The 16188-nt window shown below is 66.5% G+C and carries 15 protein-coding genes; 7 read left to right on the top strand and 8 right to left on the bottom strand.

The annotated features are described in order from the left end of the window. Positions 1–89: 89 nt before the first annotated feature. The 3 genes from ftsZ to lpxC all read left to right on the top strand — a co-directional run bounded on the left by ftsZ (position 90) and on the right by lpxC (position 3139). Positions 90–1286, top strand: coding sequence for a cell division protein FtsZ (gene ftsZ / locus DIE06_RS22235; RefSeq protein WP_011883181.1), 1197 nt, complete (start codon positions 90–92; stop codon positions 1284–1286). Positions 1287–1474: 188 nt separating this feature from the next. Continuing rightward, the gene (locus DIE06_RS22240) at positions 1475–1981 is read left to right on the top strand and encodes a peroxiredoxin (protein ID WP_124663193.1); all 507 of its coding nucleotides are present in this window, start codon (positions 1475–1477) and stop codon (positions 1979–1981) included. 240 nt (positions 1982–2221) lie between these two features. Further along, on the top strand, positions 2222–3139 hold the full coding sequence (lpxC, locus tag DIE06_RS22245; protein ID WP_059506998.1) for a UDP-3-O-acyl-N-acetylglucosamine deacetylase: 918 nt from the start codon (positions 2222–2224) through the stop codon (positions 3137–3139). Between the two features lie 78 nt (positions 3140–3217). Here lpxC and DIE06_RS22250 read toward each other — a convergent pair whose 3' ends face one another. Then, positions 3218–3697, bottom strand: coding sequence for a DUF721 domain-containing protein (locus DIE06_RS22250; protein ID WP_124610650.1), 480 nt, complete (start codon positions 3695–3697; stop codon positions 3218–3220). A gap of 267 nt (positions 3698–3964) precedes the next feature. Between DIE06_RS22250 and secA the strand changes: the two genes are divergently transcribed. The 4 genes from secA (at position 3965) to DIE06_RS22270 (ending at position 9492) form a co-directional block, all read left to right on the top strand. Then, complete coding sequence (gene secA / locus DIE06_RS22255) at positions 3965–6763, top strand: preprotein translocase subunit SecA (protein ID WP_124663194.1); 2799 nt, start codon at positions 3965–3967, stop codon at positions 6761–6763. Between the two features lie 143 nt (positions 6764–6906). Beyond that, positions 6907–8148 (top strand): bifunctional glutamate N-acetyltransferase/amino-acid acetyltransferase ArgJ, encoded by a 1242-nt coding sequence (gene argJ, locus DIE06_RS22260; protein WP_124663195.1) that lies wholly within the window; start codon positions 6907–6909, stop codon positions 8146–8148. Between the two features lie 19 nt (positions 8149–8167). Further along, positions 8168–9037 (top strand): ATP-binding protein, encoded by an 870-nt coding sequence (locus DIE06_RS22265; RefSeq protein WP_124663196.1) that lies wholly within the window; start codon positions 8168–8170, stop codon positions 9035–9037. After that, the gene (locus tag DIE06_RS22270; RefSeq protein WP_124663197.1) at positions 9034–9492 is read left to right on the top strand and encodes an NUDIX domain-containing protein; all 459 of its coding nucleotides are present in this window, start codon (positions 9034–9036) and stop codon (positions 9490–9492) included. Before DIE06_RS22265 ends, DIE06_RS22270 begins: the two co-directional genes overlap by 4 nt. A gap of 61 nt (positions 9493–9553) precedes the next feature. Here the strand turns inward: DIE06_RS22270 and DIE06_RS22275 are convergent, their stop codons facing one another. The 7 genes from DIE06_RS22275 to DIE06_RS22305 all read right to left on the bottom strand — a co-directional run bounded on the left by DIE06_RS22275 (position 9554) and on the right by DIE06_RS22305 (position 16155). Continuing rightward, entirely contained in the window at positions 9554–9754 is a 201-nt protein-coding gene (locus DIE06_RS22275; RefSeq protein WP_124663198.1) for a DNA gyrase inhibitor YacG, read from the bottom strand. 28 nt (positions 9755–9782) lie between these two features. Then, positions 9783–10538, bottom strand: coding sequence for a cell division protein ZapD (zapD, locus tag DIE06_RS22280; protein WP_124663199.1), 756 nt, complete (start codon positions 10536–10538; stop codon positions 9783–9785). A gap of 109 nt (positions 10539–10647) precedes the next feature. Further along, positions 10648–11256 carry a dephospho-CoA kinase gene (gene coaE, locus DIE06_RS22285; protein WP_124663200.1) on the bottom strand — a complete coding sequence of 203 codons (609 nt, stop codon included), beginning with the start codon at positions 11254–11256 and terminating at the stop codon, positions 10648–10650. A gap of 84 nt (positions 11257–11340) precedes the next feature. Next, a complete protein-coding gene (locus DIE06_RS22290; RefSeq protein WP_124663201.1) occupies positions 11341–12252 on the bottom strand; it encodes an A24 family peptidase in 912 nt (303 codons plus the stop codon). 45 nt (positions 12253–12297) lie between these two features. Then, positions 12298–13503, bottom strand: a complete 1206-nt coding sequence (locus DIE06_RS22295) for a type II secretion system F family protein (RefSeq protein ID WP_124663202.1) — start codon at positions 13501–13503, stop codon at positions 12298–12300. A 5-nt stretch (positions 13504–13508) separates the two neighbouring features. Continuing rightward, the gene (locus DIE06_RS22300) at positions 13509–14786 is read right to left on the bottom strand and encodes a GspE/PulE family protein (protein WP_124663203.1); all 1278 of its coding nucleotides are present in this window, start codon (positions 14784–14786) and stop codon (positions 13509–13511) included. Between the two features lie 82 nt (positions 14787–14868). Further along, entirely contained in the window at positions 14869–16155 is a 1287-nt protein-coding gene (locus DIE06_RS22305; protein WP_124663204.1) for an HlyC/CorC family transporter, read from the bottom strand. Positions 16156–16188 lie beyond the last annotated feature (33 nt).

A 16188-nucleotide genomic window follows, 5' to 3' on the forward strand; every position in this document is an offset into this window, starting at 1 on the left:
TGGTGCCGGCGGCTGGCGCGCGACAGGGGGTTGCCCGATCTCCTGCCGAATAACGGCCGAGTAGGTTTATTTTCTTGACGGAGGCAACAATGGAATTCGAAATGCTGGAAACCGAAACCAACGGCACCATCATCAAGGTGGTCGGCGTTGGCGGCGCTGGCGGCAATGCCGTTCAGCACATGATCAACCGTGGCGTGCAGGGCGTCGACTTCATCGTGATGAACACCGACGCACAGGCGCTGTCGCGTGCGCGCGCACCGTCCGTGATTCAGCTCGGCAACACGGGCCTTGGCGCCGGCGCGAAGCCGGAAATGGGCAAGGCGGCGGCGGAAGAGGCGCGTGAGCGCATCGCCGACGCACTGCGTGGCGCGCACATGGTGTTCATCACGGCCGGCATGGGTGGCGGCACGGGTACGGGCGCGGCGCCGGTGGTCGCGCAGATCGCGAAGGAGATGGGCATCCTGACGGTTGGTGTCGTCAGCAAGCCGTTCGAATTCGAAGGCGGCAAGCGTATGCGCGTCGCGGAAGCAGGCTCGCAGCAACTGGAGGATCACGTCGACTCGCTGATCGTCGTCCTGAACGACAAGCTGTTCGACGTGATGGGCGATGACGCCGAGATGGACAAGTGCTTCCAGTGCGCGGACGACGTGTTGAACAACGCGGTCGCAGGCATTGCTGAAATCATCAATGTCGATGGCCTCGTGAACGTCGACTTCGAAGACGTGAAGACGGTGATGGGCGAGCAGGGCAAGGCGATGATGGGCACGGCGACGGTCGCCGGCGTCGATCGCGCACGCCTCGCGGCGGAACAGGCCGTGGCGAGCCCGCTGCTCGAAGGCGTCGATCTGTCGGGCGCGCGCGGCGTGCTGGTCAACATCACGTCGAGCCGTTCGCTGCGCCTGTCGGAAACGCGCGAAGTGATGAACACGATCAAGAGCTACGCGGCGGAAGATGCCACGGTGATCTTCGGTGCGGTGTACGACGACGCAATGGGCGATGCACTGCGCGTGACGGTCGTGGCGACGGGTCTGGGCCGTGCGGCGAAGAAGCAGCAATCGGCTCCGATGACGCTGCTGCGCACGGGTACCGACAACCAGCCGGTCAGCGCGGTCTCGCACGGCTATGCGCAGCCGCAACACGTCAGCACGGCCGACTACGGCGCGCTCGATACGCCGGCGGTGTGGCGCAACTCGCGCGAAACCGCGGCATCGCACGTGCAGGCGCTGCAGGAGAAGGGTGTCGACACGTACGACATCCCGGCTTTCCTGCGCAAGCAGGCTGACTGACGCAAACACAGGCGAAGCCGCGGCGGCACTGCCGCGGTATCGCCGGCGTGACGGATGCTACGGACCACGACAGGCCGCGTCGGATGCGACGCCGGGCCGGGAAACGTGCCCTCTCCGCACAAGCGGGGCGGGATGGGCCGTGCTGTCCGCAACACGCTGAAAAACCGTATCGCTATGAGGGACCAGCCATGATTCAAGTGGGCGACGCGCTGCCCGACGCGCAATTGTTCGAGTTCATCGACGATGCGCGCGAAGGGTGCACGCTGGGGCCTAACGCCTACAGCGTGCGCGACCAGGTTGCGGGAAAGCGGGTGGTGATCTTCGGATTGCCGGGCGCGTTCACGCCGACCTGCTCGGCGCAGCATGTGCCGGGCTACGTCGAACACGCCGAGCAACTGCGCGCGGCGGGCATCGACGAGCTCTGGTGCGTGTCCGTCAACGACGCATTCGTGATGGGCGCATGGGGACGTGATCTGCACACCGCGGGCAAGGTGCGCATGATGGCGGACGGCAGCGCTGCTTTCACTCATGCGCTGGGGCTGACGCAGGATTTGTCCGCGCGTGGCATGGGAATCCGTTCCCTGCGCTACGCGATGGTGGTCGACGACGGTGTGGTCAAGACGCTGGCCGTCGAAGCGCCGGGCAAGTTCGAAGTGAGCGATGCGGCGAGTGTGCTCGCGACGTTGACGTCCTGATCGTGCGGTGCGCCGTTGCCTGCCGGCAACGCTGCTCACCGGCTTCAGGGCAGTTGTAACACGGGCCGATGACCGGAAACGCCTCCGTTCCGGGCATCGGCCCGTCCCGTATCGGCGCGGGTAAACAGCCGAAACAGATTGATACGCAGTTTCAAACAGCGTTGAATAGGGAATTACGCTATAATCTCACCTATCGAATATAACTCCTGATTGATATTCTCAATCAAGATGAAGAACATCATGCTGAAGCAGCGCACCATCAAATCGATCGTGAAGACCGTGGGCATCGGTCTCCACTCGGGCCGTAAGGTCGAACTGACGCTCCGCCCGGCCGCGCCGGGCACGGGGATCGTTTTCTCGCGCGTCGACCTGCCCACGCCCGTCGACATTCCGGCATCCGCGATGTCGATCGGCGATACGCGGCTCGCGTCGGTGCTGCAGAAGGATGGCGCGCGCGTATCGACCGTCGAGCATCTGATGTCGGCGTGTGCCGGTCTCGGCATCGACAACCTCTATGTCGACGTGACGGCCGAGGAAATCCCGATCATGGACGGCAGCGCCGCGTCCTTCGTGTTCCTGATCCAGTCCGCGGGCATCGAGGAGCAGAACGCGCCGAAGCGCTTCATCAAGGTGAAGAAGCCGGTCGAAATCCGCGACGGCGACAAGTTCGCGCGTCTCGATCCGTATTTCGGCTTCAAGCTGAAGTTCACGATCGACTTCCGTCACCCGGCCGTCGACAAGACGGGCCAGGAACTCGAGGTCGACTTCGCGAACACGTCGTACGTGCGCGAGATCGCGCGGGCGCGTACGTTCGGTTTTGCCCACGAAGTCGAAATGATGCGCGAGCTGGGTCTCGCACGCGGCGGCAGCATGGACAACGCGATCGTGCTCGACGAATACCGGATCCTGAACAACGACGGACTGCGCTACGACGACGAGTTCGTGAAGCACAAGATGCTCGACGCAATCGGCGACCTGTACGTGGTCGGCCATCCGCTGCTGGCGTCGTACACCGCGTACAAGTCGGGTCACGGGCTGAACAACGCGCTGCTGCGCGAGCTGCTCGCGCACGAGGATGCGTACGAGATCGTCACGTTCGACGATCCGCAAGCCGCACCGAGCGGTTTCGCGTTCGACACGCAGACGGCCTTCGCCTGATCGGCGTTCGGCACCCGCGATAAAAAAGCGACCTTCGGGTCGCTTTTTTGTTGGGCGGCCGCGGTCGGCGGCGCGCGTTCAGCGCGACGATTTCGCGCCGTGCCGCGCGGCCATCCGCGCGAGCGCGGCCTGCAGCGGCGACGGCTCGAGGTGATCGGCGAGCTCGCGCAGCGCGGTGGCGCCGACGGTCGTCATGCGCGCCTGCTTCACGTGTGGCGGTTCCGGCGCGTCCTTCGGCCGCACGCGCACGCGCAGCGCCGAGACTGGCCAGCCGCGCTTCTGGAGATCGGCAAGCAGGCGCGGCTCGACCTGCCGCAGCCGGGCAGCGAGCGCATTGTGCGCGGCAAAGAGGGTCAGGGTGCCGTCCTTGATGGAACCCGGTTCGACATGATTCGCAAGATAGTCGGGCAGGAGCGCGGCGAGGTCGCGCTGCAGCGACGCGACCTGTTCGACGCCGGCGCGCAGCGCCGCGAACGCGTCGGTGCGGTTGAGCACTTCGGACACGGGTTGCGGGCGATACGCGGGGAGCGGGCCGAAACGCTTGGAAAATCGGTTCATCGAGGCATTCTTCGGGCGCGCACGTGCGCGGACGTTGACGCCGATTGTACCCGCGCCGGCACGCGCACGGGCGGCTTTCGGGCCGCACGCCCGGTTGCCGGCGCGGTCCCGGGGCACGGCGCGAGTCCGGCCGGGACACGGGCGCATGCTTTCTCGCGTGCTAAAATTCCTCGTTTGATTCCACTAATTCGCTAAGCCGCCGAGGCTCGGGCGTCGGGGCGCGCAACACGCGCCGGGCGCCGGTGCTGCGACGCAGGATCCGATCCGATGACAACCGGTTTTCTCCAGAAAATTTTTGGCAGCCGCAACCAGCGGCTCGTCAAGCAATACCAAAAGACCGTCGCGACGATCAATGCGCTCGAAACGCAGATCGAGAAGCTGACGGACGACCAGTTGCGCGGCAAGACGGATGAGTTCCGCCAGCGGATCGCAGGCGGCGAGTCGCTCGACAAGCTGTTGCCCGAGGCGTTCGCGGTCTGCCGGGAGGCGAGCCGTCGCGTGCTGAAGATGCGCCACTTCGACGTGCAGTTGATCGGCGGCATGGTGCTCCACTACGGCAAGATCGCGGAAATGCGCACCGGCGAGGGCAAGACGCTCGTCGCGACGCTGCCCGTCTACCTGAATGCGCTGGCCGGCCGCGGCGTACACGTCGTGACGGTCAACGACTACCTCGCGCAGCGCGACGCCGAATGGATGGCGCGCCTCTACAACTTCCTCGGTCTGTCGGTCGGCATCAACCTGTCCGGCATGGAGCACGACCAGAAGCAGCAGGCCTACGCGTCCGACATCACCTACGGCACGAACAACGAGTTCGGCTTCGACTACCTGCGCGACAACATGGTCTACGAGACCGACGCGCGCGTGCAGCGGGCCCTGAACTTCGCGGTCGTCGACGAAGTGGACTCGATCCTGATCGACGAGGCGCGTACGCCGCTGATCATCTCGGGCCAGGCGGAAGATCACACCGAACTGTACGTGCGGATGAACGCGCTGCCGCCGCTGCTCGAGCGCCAGATCGGCGAGGAGAAGGCCGACGGCACGGGCGTCGAGAAGCCGGGCGACTATACGCTCGACGAGAAGTCGCGCCAGGTGTTCCTGACGGAGTCGGGCCACGAGAAGGCCGAGCGGCTGCTCGCCGAGTGGGGCCTGATCGGCGAGGGCGAGAGCCTGTACGCGCCGCAGAACATCACGCTGATGCACCACGTGTATGCGGCGCTGCGCGCACACACGCTGTTCTACAAGGACCAGCACTACGTCGTGCAGAACGGCGAAGTCGTGATCGTCGACGAATTCACGGGCCGCCTGATGGCGGGCCGCCGCTGGTCGGACGGCCTGCACCAGGCGGTCGAGGCGAAGGAGCACGTGAAGATCCAGAGCGAGAACCAGACGCTCGCCTCGATCACGTTCCAGAACTACTTCCGGATGTACGCGAAGCTGGCGGGCATGACGGGTACGGCCGACACCGAAGCGTACGAATTCAACGAGATCTATGGCCTCGAGACGGTCGTGATCCCGACCAACCGTCCGCCGAAGCGGATCGACAAGCAGGACCAGATCTACAAGACGGCCAAGGAGCGCTACGACGCGGTGATCCGCGACATCCGCGAGTGCTACGAGCGCGGCCAGCCGGTGCTGGTCGGCACGACGTCGATCGAGAACTCGGAACTGCTGTCGCACCTGCTGAAGCAGGCCGGGCTGCCGCACGAGGTGCTCAACGCGAAGCAGCACGAGCGTGAAGCGGCGATCGTCGCGGAAGCCGGCCGTCCGAACCGCATCACGATCGCGACCAACATGGCCGGTCGCGGTACCGACATCGTGCTTGGCGGCAACGCCGAGAAGCAGGCCGCGTTCATCGAAGCCGACGACGCGATTCCCGCCGATGAAAAAGCGCGCCGCATCAAGCAGCTGCATGACGAGTGGGAAACGCTGCACGAGCAGGTGAAGGCCGCGGGCGGCCTGCACATCATCGGCACCGAGCGCCACGAATCGCGCCGGATCGACAACCAGCTGCGCGGCCGTGCGGGCCGCCAGGGCGACCCGGGCTCGTCGCGCTTCTACCTGTCGCTCGACGATCCGCTGCTGCGCATCTTCGCGGGCGACCGCGTGCGCTCGATCATGGATCGCCTGAAGATGCCGGAAGGCGAGGCGATCGAGGCCGGCATCGTCACGCGTTCGATCGAATCCGCGCAGCGCAAGGTCGAAGCGCGCAACTTCGACATCCGCAAGCAGCTGCTCGAATACGACGACGTGTCGAACGACCAGCGCAAGGTGATCTACCAGCAGCGCAACGAACTGCTCGAAGCCCACGACATCACCGAGACGATCTCGGCGATGCGTCACGGCGTGATCGCCGAAGTCGTCCGCCAGTTCGTGCCGGAAGGCAGCATCGAGGAGCAGTGGGACGTGCCCGAGCTCGAGGAAGCGCTGCGTAACGACTGGCAGCTCGACCTCGCGATCCAGGAAATGGTGAACGAGTCGTCGTCGATCACGGCCGAGGAGATTCTCGACGCCGTGACGACCGCCGCGGACGAGCAGTACGAGGCGAAGGTCGCTCTGGTCGGCCGCGAATCGTTCAGCGCGTTCGAGCGTTCGGTGATGCTGCAGACGGTCGACCGCCTGTGGCGCGAGCACCTCGCGGCGCTCGACCACCTGCGCCAGGGCATCCACCTGCGCGGCTATGCGCAGAAGAACCCGAAGCAGGAATACAAGCGCGAAGCGTTCGAGCTGTTCGCCGCGATGCTCGAGGCGATCAAGCAGGAAGTCACGCGCATCGTGATGAACGTGCAGATCCAGTCGCCGGAACAACTCGAGGAAGCCGCCGAGCAGATCGAGGAGCGCGGCGGTCATCTCGAGAACGTCGAGTACCAGCACGCCGACTACGCGGAATCCGGCGCGCCGGTCGCGAACGTCACGGCCGCGGCCGCAGCGACGGCGACGGCCGACATGGTCGGCAGCGCAATGACCCACAGCGGTCCCGGCGGCGAGATGCCGAAGGTCGGCCGCAACGACCCGTGCCCGTGCGGCAGCGGCAAGAAGTACAAGCAATGTCACGGGAAGCTGTCATGATCGGCGGCGGCGCGCGTCCGCGTGCCGCTTCGTTCGCAGCTTCGAGTCAGTGATGTGAGTTGCGGCGGCCCGCTCGTGCGGCCGCCGGTTCTTCCAATCGATGCCGGCGCGTGCCGGCATTTTCCATCCGGCAGGTGTGCCCCATGGCTGTCAATTTTCCGTCGATCGATCCCGCCCAACTCCATCCCGTCGCCGGCGTCACGCTCGGCTGGGCGGAAGCGAACATCCGCAAGCCGAATCGCAAGGACGTGCTGGTCATTTCCGTCGACGAAGGGGCGACGGTCGCCGGCGTATTCACCGAGAACCGCTTCTGCGCCGCACCGGTGACGGTGTGCCGCGAGCACCTGGCGAAGGTGCGTGCCGGCGGCGCGGGCATTCGCGCGCTCGTCGTGAACACGGGCAACGCGAATGCGGGCACCGGTGAGCCGGGCCTCGTGAACGCGCGTGAAACCTGCTCGGCACTCGCACGCCTCGCGGGCATCGACGCCGAGCAGGTGCTGCCGTTCTCGACCGGCGTGATTCTCGAGCCGCTGCCGATCGACCGCCTGACGGCCGGGCTGCCGGCCGCGCTCGCGAACCGCAAGGCCGCGAACTGGTACGACGCCGCGCAGGCGATCATGACGACCGACACGCTGCCGAAGGCCACGTCGCGCCAGGTGACGATCGACGGCCACACGGTCACGCTCACGGGCATCAGCAAGGGCGCGGGCATGATCAAGCCGAACATGGCGACGATGCTCGGCTTCCTCGCGTTCGATGCGAATGTCGCGCAGCCGGTGCTCGACACGCTCGTGAAGGAAGTGGCCGACCGCTCGTTCAACTGCATCACGATCGACGGCGACACGTCGACGAACGACTCGTTCATCCTGATCGCGTCGGGCCAGAGCACGTTGCCCGCGATCACGTCGACGGACTCGCCGGCCTATGCGGCGCTGCGCGACGCGGTCACGCAGGTCGCCCAGGTGCTGTCGCAGCTGATCGTGCGCGACGGCGAAGGCGCGACGAAATTCATGACGGTGCAGGTCGAAGGCGGCAAGAGCGTCGCCGAATGCCGCCAGATCGCGTATGCGATCGGGCATTCGCCGCTCGTGAAGACGGCTTTCTATGCATCGGACCCCAACCTGGGCCGGATCCTCGCGGCGATCGGCTATGCGGGCGTCACGGATCTCGACGTCGGCAAGATCGATCTCTATCTCGACGACGTGCTCGTCGCGAAGGCCGGCGGCCGCAACCCGGCCTACCAGGAAGAGGACGGCCAGCGCGTGATGAAGCAGAGCGAAATCACGATCCGCGTGCTGCTCGGCCGCGGCGACGCGCAGGCAACCGTCTGGACGTGTGACCTGTCGCACGATTACGTGAGCATCAACGCGGATTACCGCTCCTGATCGGGAGCGCTCGAACGACATGGACAAGCTCGAACAGTTTCTGACGCGCGCGGAAGCGCTGCTCGGCCGCCTCGAGGGGATGCTGCCGCCCGCACCGGCGGCCGTCGACTGGAATGCCGCCACTGCGTTTCGCTGGCGCAAGCGCCAGGGGCGCGGCTATCTGCAGCCGGTGCCGGCCGCGTCGACGATCACGCTCGACGACCTGCACAACATCGATCGTCAGAAAGGGCTGATCGAGCAGAACACGCGACAGTTCGTGCAGTGCAAGCCGGCGAACAACGTGCTGCTGACCGGTGCCCGCGGCACCGGCAAGTCGTCGCTGATCAAGGCGTGCCTGAACGCGCATGCGAAGGACGGGCTGCGCCTGATCGAAGTCGACAAGGACGACCTGCACGATCTCGGCGATATCGTCGAGCTGATCGCGCAGCGTCCTGAGCGGTTCATCGTGTTCTGCGACGACCTGTCGTTCGAGGAAGGCGAATCGGGCTACAAGGCGTTGAAGGTCGCGCTCGACGGCTCGATCGCCGCGCAGTCCGACAACGTGCTGATCTACGCGACGTCGAACCGCCGCCATCTGCTGCCCGAGTACATGAGCGACAACGAGTCCTACAAGCATCTGCCGGACGGCGAGATCCACCCCGGTGAAGTCGTCGAGGAAAAGATCTCGCTGTCGGAGCGCTTCGGCTTGTGGGTCAGCTTCTACCCGTTCAAGCAGGACGACTACCTCGACATCGTCGCGCACTGGCTGCGCCATTTCGGCTGTGCGGACGCCGAGATCGAGACGGCACGCGGCGACGCACTCGTCTGGGCGCTCGAGCGCGGTTCGCGCTCGGGGCGCGTCGCATGGCAGTTCGCGCGCGACTGGTCGGGCCGCAAGGAGCAGGCATGAGCACGGATTCCACAACGAGCGCCGTGCGCGCGCCCGACGGCCGCAAGGTGACGGAAGTCGCGGTCGGCGTGATGGTGCAGCCGGACGGGCCGGTCGGCCGCTGCCGCTACCTGCTCGCGCAGCGGCTGCAGGGCAAGCCGTACGAAGGCTACTGGGAGTTTCCGGGCGGCAAGCTGGAGGCCGGGGAGAGCGTCGAGGACGCGCTGGCGCGCGAATTGCACGAGGAACTCGGCATCGAGGTCACGGCCAGCCACCGCTGGCATACGCTCGAGCACGATTATCCGCATGCGTACGTGCGGCTCTATTTCTGCAAGGTGACGGGCTGGACGGGCGAGCCGCACAGCAAGGAAGGGCAGGCGTTCGTGTGGCAGCCACTGCCGGTCGAGGTCGCGCCGCTGTTGCCGGCGGCGCTGCCAGTGCTGGAACTGCTCGAGAAGGAAGCGGCGTCACAATGACGCCGTGACGGTTCGCCTGAAAGGCGGGCCATATCCGCCCACGGGCGCTGCCGCGCGCCGCTCAGCTGTCGCGGCGGGCGTCGGTGCCGTCTTCCTCCGACGACGGTCCCTCGTCGGAGGACCCGCCGATGCGGTACTTTTCTGCGGCCCATGCGCCGAGGTCGAGCTGTTTGCAGCGGGCCGAACAGAAGGGACGGAACTTGTTTTCAGGCGTCCAGCGCACTTCCGCGCCGCACGAAGGACATTTCACAACGGTAGTCATACGAAAGCGTCGAACCGGCACACGGCCGTTACAGATTGCACAGTGTCAGATGGAACGGCACGTCGATGTCCACCGCGCGCGGCCGCACGTCGCCGTCCTGCATGGTGAACCGTACCCACAGCATGTATTTGTTGGCGCTCGCTTCGGGAATGACGCGAAGCTCCGGCGGCACGCGCACCTGCATCAGCTGATAAGAGCGCCCTGACAGCATCTGCTGGTAGCTGCCCTGCATCGCCATCACCTTCGATGCCTGGCCCGATTCGCGCGCGAGCCGCAGCACGATCGCCGCGGCATCGCGCAGCGGCAGCAGCGGCAGGATCCATTTCGCGATGTCCTGGCGCCGCTGTTCCGCGGGCCATTGCTGCCACGCGTAGTACGACGGCAGGTCGAACTTGCACGTGCCGCCGGGAATCACCGCGCGGCTGCGGATGCTGGCGAGCCACTCGTTGTCGACCAGATGCTGCCCGGTCTTGCCCTGCATCTGCGCAAGATTGGCGAGCGTCTGCTCGATTTCACCGAGCACGGACTCGAGTGCATTCTGTTCGATGCCCGGATTGCCGCGAAAGGGGGCGAGCGTCTGGCGTTGACGTTCGAGCTCCTTCATCAGATCCGATTTCAGGTCCGCGCGGCCCGTGACCTCGGCGATTTCGAACAGCGTCGTCAGCGCGACGTGATGTTCACGCGGGTCCTCCTGAGCCAAAAAGAACGTGAAGCGCTCGAACAGGTCTTCGAGGCGCAACAGCGTGCGAATTCGCTCGTTGAACGGATACTCGTAAAGAATCAAGCGCGCTCGCCTCTTGGGTAGGGATTGAAACAATGCAGGACATTCTAATGCTCACTCTCTACCCTAGCAACGCACCAATTTCGTACACCATCACGATCACGCGCGGCGGTCAGTGCGCGGCGGCCGCGAATCCGAGATAGCGTTGGTGCAATGCATCGACCTGCGCGGCGAGTGCATCGGGTGTCGTCGCGTCGTTGACGATCACGTCGTCGGCCGCGGCGAGACGCGCTTCGCGCGTGGCCTGTCTTGCGATGATCGCTTCGACCTGTTCGCGCGTGAAATCATTGCGCCGCATCACACGTGCGATCTGCGTTTCGACAGGACAGTCGACCACCAGCACACGATCGCTGCGCGCCTTCCAATTGCCTGACTCCACGAGCAGCGGCACGACGAAGATCACGTAAGGGCCCTGCGCTTCGCGGGCTTCGCGATCGGTCTCGGCGCGGATCAGCGGATGCGTGATCGCTTCGAGGCGCCGGCGCGCGTCGTCGTCGCTGAAAATGAGTGCGCGCATCTTCGCGCGATCGAGCGAGCCGTCGGCCGCGACGAAGTCCGGTCCGAATGCGTGTTCGATCGCCGGCATCGCGAGACCGGCCGGTGCGGTGATTCGGTGCGCGATCAGGTCGGTATCGACGAGCGATGCACCGCGTGCGGCGAACATGTCGGCGACGGTCGTCTTGCCGCTGCCGATGCCGCCGGTGAGTCCTATTGCAAACATGTGAGCCTCCGCCGGGCCGCCACAAGGAAGCGAAGCGCCTCCCCGCGACGCAGCGAACAAAGCGGACGCCGGCGGTGCGCCATGTCAGCCGCCGAGCGCCGAATAGAAAGGGGTACCGAAAAACAGCGTGGCGACGCCGCCTGCCGCGAGGAACGGGCCGAACGGAATCGGCTCCTCGAAGCGCATGCGCCCGCGCCAGGTCGCGACGAGCCCGACGAGCGCACCCGTCACCGCGGCGAACAGCACGACCTGCGGCAGTGCGGTCCAGCCCATCCATGCGCCAAGCGCGGCGAGCAGCTTCAAGTCGCCGAAGCCGATGCCCTCGATGCCGCGCAGCCATTTGAACAGCCAGTAGACCGACCACAGGAACAGGTAGCCGGCCATCGCGCCGACCACGGCCGAACGCAGCGACGTGAACGTGCCGCCGAGATTCAGTGCGAGCCCGGCCCACAGCAGCGGCAGCGTCATCGAATCGGGCAGGTAGCCGGTCCGGATATCGATCGCGCTCATCGCCAGCAGCGCGGCACACAGTCCGAACGCGGCGAGTGCGGCGACGGTGGGGCCGAACGCGGCGAGCGACCCGGCGGCGAGCAGCGCACCGGCAAGCTCGACGAGCGGATAGCGCACACCGATCGGATGGCCGCACTGACGGCAGCGCCCGCGCAACAGCAGGTAGCTGACAAGCGGGATGTTCTCCCACGCGCGCAGCACGTGACCGCAATGCGGACAGGCGCTGCGCGGGCGCCACAGATCATAGTGTGGCGGATAGCCGTCGTCCGGCGGCGTGCTCGCGCTGCCGGTCGCTTCGGCGATTTCGGCCTGCCAGGCGCGCTGCATCATCACGGGGATCCGGTGCACGACGACGTTCACGAAGCTGCCGACGCACAGGCCGAGCACGACGGCGAATACATACTGCACCGCGGGCGGCAGCATCGCCAGCGCGAGCAACGTGCTGTCGGGCGAGTCGAAAACGGTGGTCAGGGGCGCGGGCGTCATGGGGCTCGGGTTCGGGCTTGAAAGGCGACAGAATCGGTTGCGATGCTACACCACGTTGCCAAGCTGAAGGATGGGCAGATACATCGCGATCACGAGGCCGCCGACGAGCGCGCCCAGCACGATCACGATCAGCGGCTCGCCGAGCGCGGCGAGCGCATCGAGGCGCGCGTCGAGCTGACGCTCGCAAAGCGCGGCGATGTCGGCGAGCATCGTGTCGAGCGCGCCGGTTTCCTCGGCGACGGCGATCGGCTGCACGACGTCGTCCGGAAAGCAGCCCGCCGCGTGCATTGCGTCGGCGAGACGCGCGCCGCGCAGCACGCGCGTCGCGATCTGCGCGGTGGCCTGCTCGAACACCGGATGGCCGGCGGTGCGTTCGAGCGTGGCGAATGCATCGGCGAGCGGGACGCCCGCACCGAGCAGCGTGGCAAGCGAGCGGCACCAGCGCGCGGTCGCGAACCGCGTGAGCGCGCTGCCGACGAGCGGCGCATTCAGCACGTGTTGTGCGACCGTGTAGCGCAGCGGTGGCGAGCGCCGCAGCGCGTGGTGCGCGGCGAGTCCCGCGATGGCTGCGCCGGCGACGAACATACCACCCCAGGCCGATGTCGCGGACGAGAGGGCGAGCAGGGCGCGGGTCGGCGCCGGCAACGCCGCGCCGAAGCCGTCGAAGATGTGCCGGAACGTCGGCACGACCCACACCATCAGCGCGGCCGAGATCGCGAGCGCAAACACGATGACGGCGACCGGGTAGGCGAGTGCGGCGCGCAGCTTGCGCCATTGCGCGTCGGCGCGTTCGCGGTGCTCCGCGACGCGGGTCAGCACGGTGCCGAGCGCGCCCGATGCTTCGCCCACCTCGATCAACTGGCGATACAGCGTGCCGAACTGGGACGGATAGCGTGCAAGCGCGGCGGCGAAGCGTTGGCCGCCGACGATCTCGCGTGCGAGGCCGGCGGCGATGCGCGGCAGCCCGTCGCGCGTACGGGTGCGGGCGAGCATCTCGAGCGACGGTGCGAGCGGCAGTCCGGCTTGCAGCAGGCTGGCGAGCTGACGCGTGAAGCGCGTGACCTCCCGCGCGCCGGCTGCCGGTGGCCGGGCTGTGCCGCGGACGTCGAGCGACAGCACCGCGATGCCGTCGCGCGCGAGCGCTGCACGCGCGGCTGCTGCATCGAAGGCGATGACGGTCCCGCGGCATGGCGTGCCGTCGCGACGACGGCCACGCCACGCGAAACGCGTCTCGTGCGGCGGCATATGCATTGCGATCACGCGTCAGGCGTCGCGGCCAGCGCTTCCGCGACGCTTGTCGTGCCGTCGCGAACGTGCGCGAGTGCCGCGTCACGCAGACTGCGTACGCCCTCGGCTGCCGCGCATTGCGCGAGCGCGCCCACGCTTGCGCGCGCGACGATGCGTTCCGCCATCTCCGGTGAAACCGGCATCGTCTGATGCAGGCCGATCCGGCCTCGATAACCGATGCCGTGACAGGCGGAACAGCCGCGCGCGACGAACGGGCGCCATCCGGATTCCAGCGTCGCCGGATCGCAGCCTGCGTCGCGTAGCGCGCGTACCGATGCGTCCGAACGCACGCGGCAGGTGGCGCACAGACGCCGAACGAGGCGTTGCGCGGTGACGAGGCGCAACGCGGCTGCCAGGTTGTACGGCGCGACGCCGATGTCGAGCAGTCGCGCGACGGCTGTCGGCGCGTCGTTCGTGTGCAGCGTCGACAGCACGAGGTGCCCGGTTTGCGCGGCCTTGATCGCGACGTCGGCCGTCTCCGCATCGCGAATTTCGCCGACCATGATGACGTCCGGGTCCTGCCGCAGCAGCGCGCGTAGCGCGGTGGCAAACGTGAGCCCGGCCTTTTCGGCGACACCGACCTGGTTGATGCCGTCGAGCTGGATCTCGGCCGGATCCTCGACCGTGCATACGTTGTGTGCATCGCGGTCGAGCATCTGCAGCGCGCAGTAGAGCGACAGCGTTTTGCCGCTGCCGGTCGGCCCGGTGACGAGCACGAGGCCGTGCGGCGCACGTATCGCGGCTTCCATCGCCGCGACCTGCCGCGCGTCGAAGCCGAGGCGCGCGAGCGTGAGATCGGGCGGCAACGTTTCGAGGCGGCGCAACACGAGCTTCTCGCCGAACAGCGTGGGCAGCGAGCTGACCCGGTAGTCGCCTCGCATGCCGCCGTCGACCGCGATGCGCAGCCGGCCGTCCTGCGGAAGCCGGCGCTCGGCGATGTCCATGCGGGCGAGCACCTTGATCCGCGTCACGAGCGCGTCGCGCAGATGAGCGGGCGGTCGCGCGTGTTCATGCAGGACGCCGTCGATGCGCAGGCGGATGCGCCAGCCTGCTTCGAACGATTCGACGTGGATGTCGGACGCGTCGCGCACGCGGGCGGCATGCAGCGTGTCGGTCAGCAGCCGTACGGCGGGCGAGTCGTCGAGTTGCGTCGCGTCGAGCGACCGGGGTGTTTCAGCGAGCGATGCGTCGGTGGAGGCAGGCGGCCGCTGCGTGCGCAGCGGCGCCCCGGGAGATGGGAAGTGCATGTGAGCCGGCGCTCGGCCGCCTGTTGATCGTGACCGGCAAATGGTCGCGTATCGCGAGCGGCGCCGACAGTCGGCCGTTCGGTCAGCGCGCGGCGCGTGCGCGCGTGCTGCGCGGTTTGAAGAGCTTGACGGTACGTACGGCCTGGTCGTCGCTGCGCATGACCTCGAGCATCACGTCGCGGATTTTCAGGCACACGTCGCCTTCGGGAATTTCCTCGAGGATTTCGAGGATCAGGCCGTTCAGCGTCTTCGGTCCGTCGGTTGGCAGTTGCAGGTGCAGCCAGCGGTTCAGTTCTCGTAGCGGCGTGCTGGCGGCGACGATGCATTCGCCTTTCGCGTCCCAGCCGCCCGCGCGTTCGCCGCGCGGCATCGACGTCGTGAATTCGCCGATCAGCTCCTCGATGATGTCCTCGGGCGTGACGAGCCCCTCGAGTTCGCCGTACTCGTTGACGACGAGCGCGGTCCGCTGCCGGCTTTCCTGGAAATACTGGAGCTGCTGGACGACCGGCGTGCCCGACGGCACGTAGTACGGCTCGGCAAGCAGCGTGCGCAACGTTTCGCGGTCGAAATCCTGGTTGTGCAGCGCGGTGAGCGTCTTGCGGACGTGCAGCACGCCGAGCACCTTGTCGATGTCGCCTTCGTAGACGACCAGGCGGTTGTGATAGCAGGTCTCGAGCTGATGCAGGATGTCGTCGAGCGGCGCGTAGAAGTTGAGCGACTCGATCTGCCGACGCGGCACCATCACGTCGTCGACCGTGATGTTCTCGAGGTCGAACAGGTTGAGCAGGATGCTGCGGTGCTTGGTCGGCATGAAGCTGCTCGACTCGAGCACGATCGCGCGCAGCTCGTCGGCCGACATCCGCTGGTCGCGGCCCTTCTTCGTATTGATGCGCAGCACCCAGAGCACACCGTTCGCGAGCGCGTTGACGAACCAGACGACCGGCTTGAACACGCGCATCAGCGGCGCGATCACGAGACTGGCGGGCAGCGCGATGCGCTCGGGAAAGGTCGCGCCGACGATCTTCGGCGCGATTTCCGCGAACACGATGATCAGGAACGCGACGATGCCGGTCGCGATCGACAGCGCGAGGTTGTTACGGCCGAACGTGTGCAGTGCGAGCGACGTCGTCAGGACCGGGATGATCGTATTGAACAGGTTGTTGCCGATCAGGATCACGCTGAGCAGCAGATCGGTGCGCGTGAGGAGACCCTGCGTGGTTTTCGCGCCGAGCACGCCCTGACCGGCGAGATGTTTCAGCCGATGGCGGTTGAGCGCCATCATCGCGGTCTCGGAAATGGAAAAGAAGCTGGAGCAGAGGAGAAGCAGGAAGACGGCGCCGATTTGCGCCCATAAGGGAATTTGGTCCACGCGTCAGAAGGGCAGTGAAGGACAGGGATGAAG

This window comes from Burkholderia sp. Bp8998 (genome assembly GCF_003854235.1).
Lineage (GTDB): Bacteria > Pseudomonadota > Gammaproteobacteria > Burkholderiales > Burkholderiaceae > Burkholderia.

What these genes read in the sequence shown, in the direction of transcription:
- ftsZ (WP_011883181.1), top strand. Translation starts at nt 90, where the DNA reads ATGGAATTCGAAATGCTGGAAACCGAAACCAACGGCACCATCATCAAG.
- DIE06_RS22240 (WP_124663193.1), top strand. Translation starts at nt 1,475, where the DNA reads ATGATTCAAGTGGGCGACGCGCTGCCCGACGCGCAATTGTTCGAGTTC.
- lpxC (WP_059506998.1), top strand. Translation starts at nt 2,222, where the DNA reads ATGCTGAAGCAGCGCACCATCAAATCGATCGTGAAGACCGTGGGCATC.
- DIE06_RS22250 (WP_124610650.1), bottom strand. Translation starts at nt 3,697, where the DNA reads ATGAACCGATTTTCCAAGCGTTTCGGCCCGCTCCCCGCGTATCGCCCG.
- secA (WP_124663194.1), top strand. Translation starts at nt 3,965, where the DNA reads ATGACAACCGGTTTTCTCCAGAAAATTTTTGGCAGCCGCAACCAGCGG.
- argJ (WP_124663195.1), top strand. Translation starts at nt 6,907, where the DNA reads ATGGCTGTCAATTTTCCGTCGATCGATCCCGCCCAACTCCATCCCGTC.
- DIE06_RS22265 (WP_124663196.1), top strand. Translation starts at nt 8,168, where the DNA reads ATGGACAAGCTCGAACAGTTTCTGACGCGCGCGGAAGCGCTGCTCGGC.
- DIE06_RS22270 (WP_124663197.1), top strand. Translation starts at nt 9,034, where the DNA reads ATGAGCACGGATTCCACAACGAGCGCCGTGCGCGCGCCCGACGGCCGC.
- DIE06_RS22275 (WP_124663198.1), bottom strand. Translation starts at nt 9,754, where the DNA reads ATGACTACCGTTGTGAAATGTCCTTCGTGCGGCGCGGAAGTGCGCTGG.
- coaE (WP_124663200.1), bottom strand. Translation starts at nt 11,256, where the DNA reads ATGTTTGCAATAGGACTCACCGGCGGCATCGGCAGCGGCAAGACGACC.
- DIE06_RS22290 (WP_124663201.1), bottom strand. Translation starts at nt 12,252, where the DNA reads ATGACGCCCGCGCCCCTGACCACCGTTTTCGACTCGCCCGACAGCACG.
- DIE06_RS22295 (WP_124663202.1), bottom strand. Translation starts at nt 13,503, where the DNA reads ATGCATATGCCGCCGCACGAGACGCGTTTCGCGTGGCGTGGCCGTCGT.
- DIE06_RS22300 (WP_124663203.1), bottom strand. Translation starts at nt 14,786, where the DNA reads ATGCACTTCCCATCTCCCGGGGCGCCGCTGCGCACGCAGCGGCCGCCT.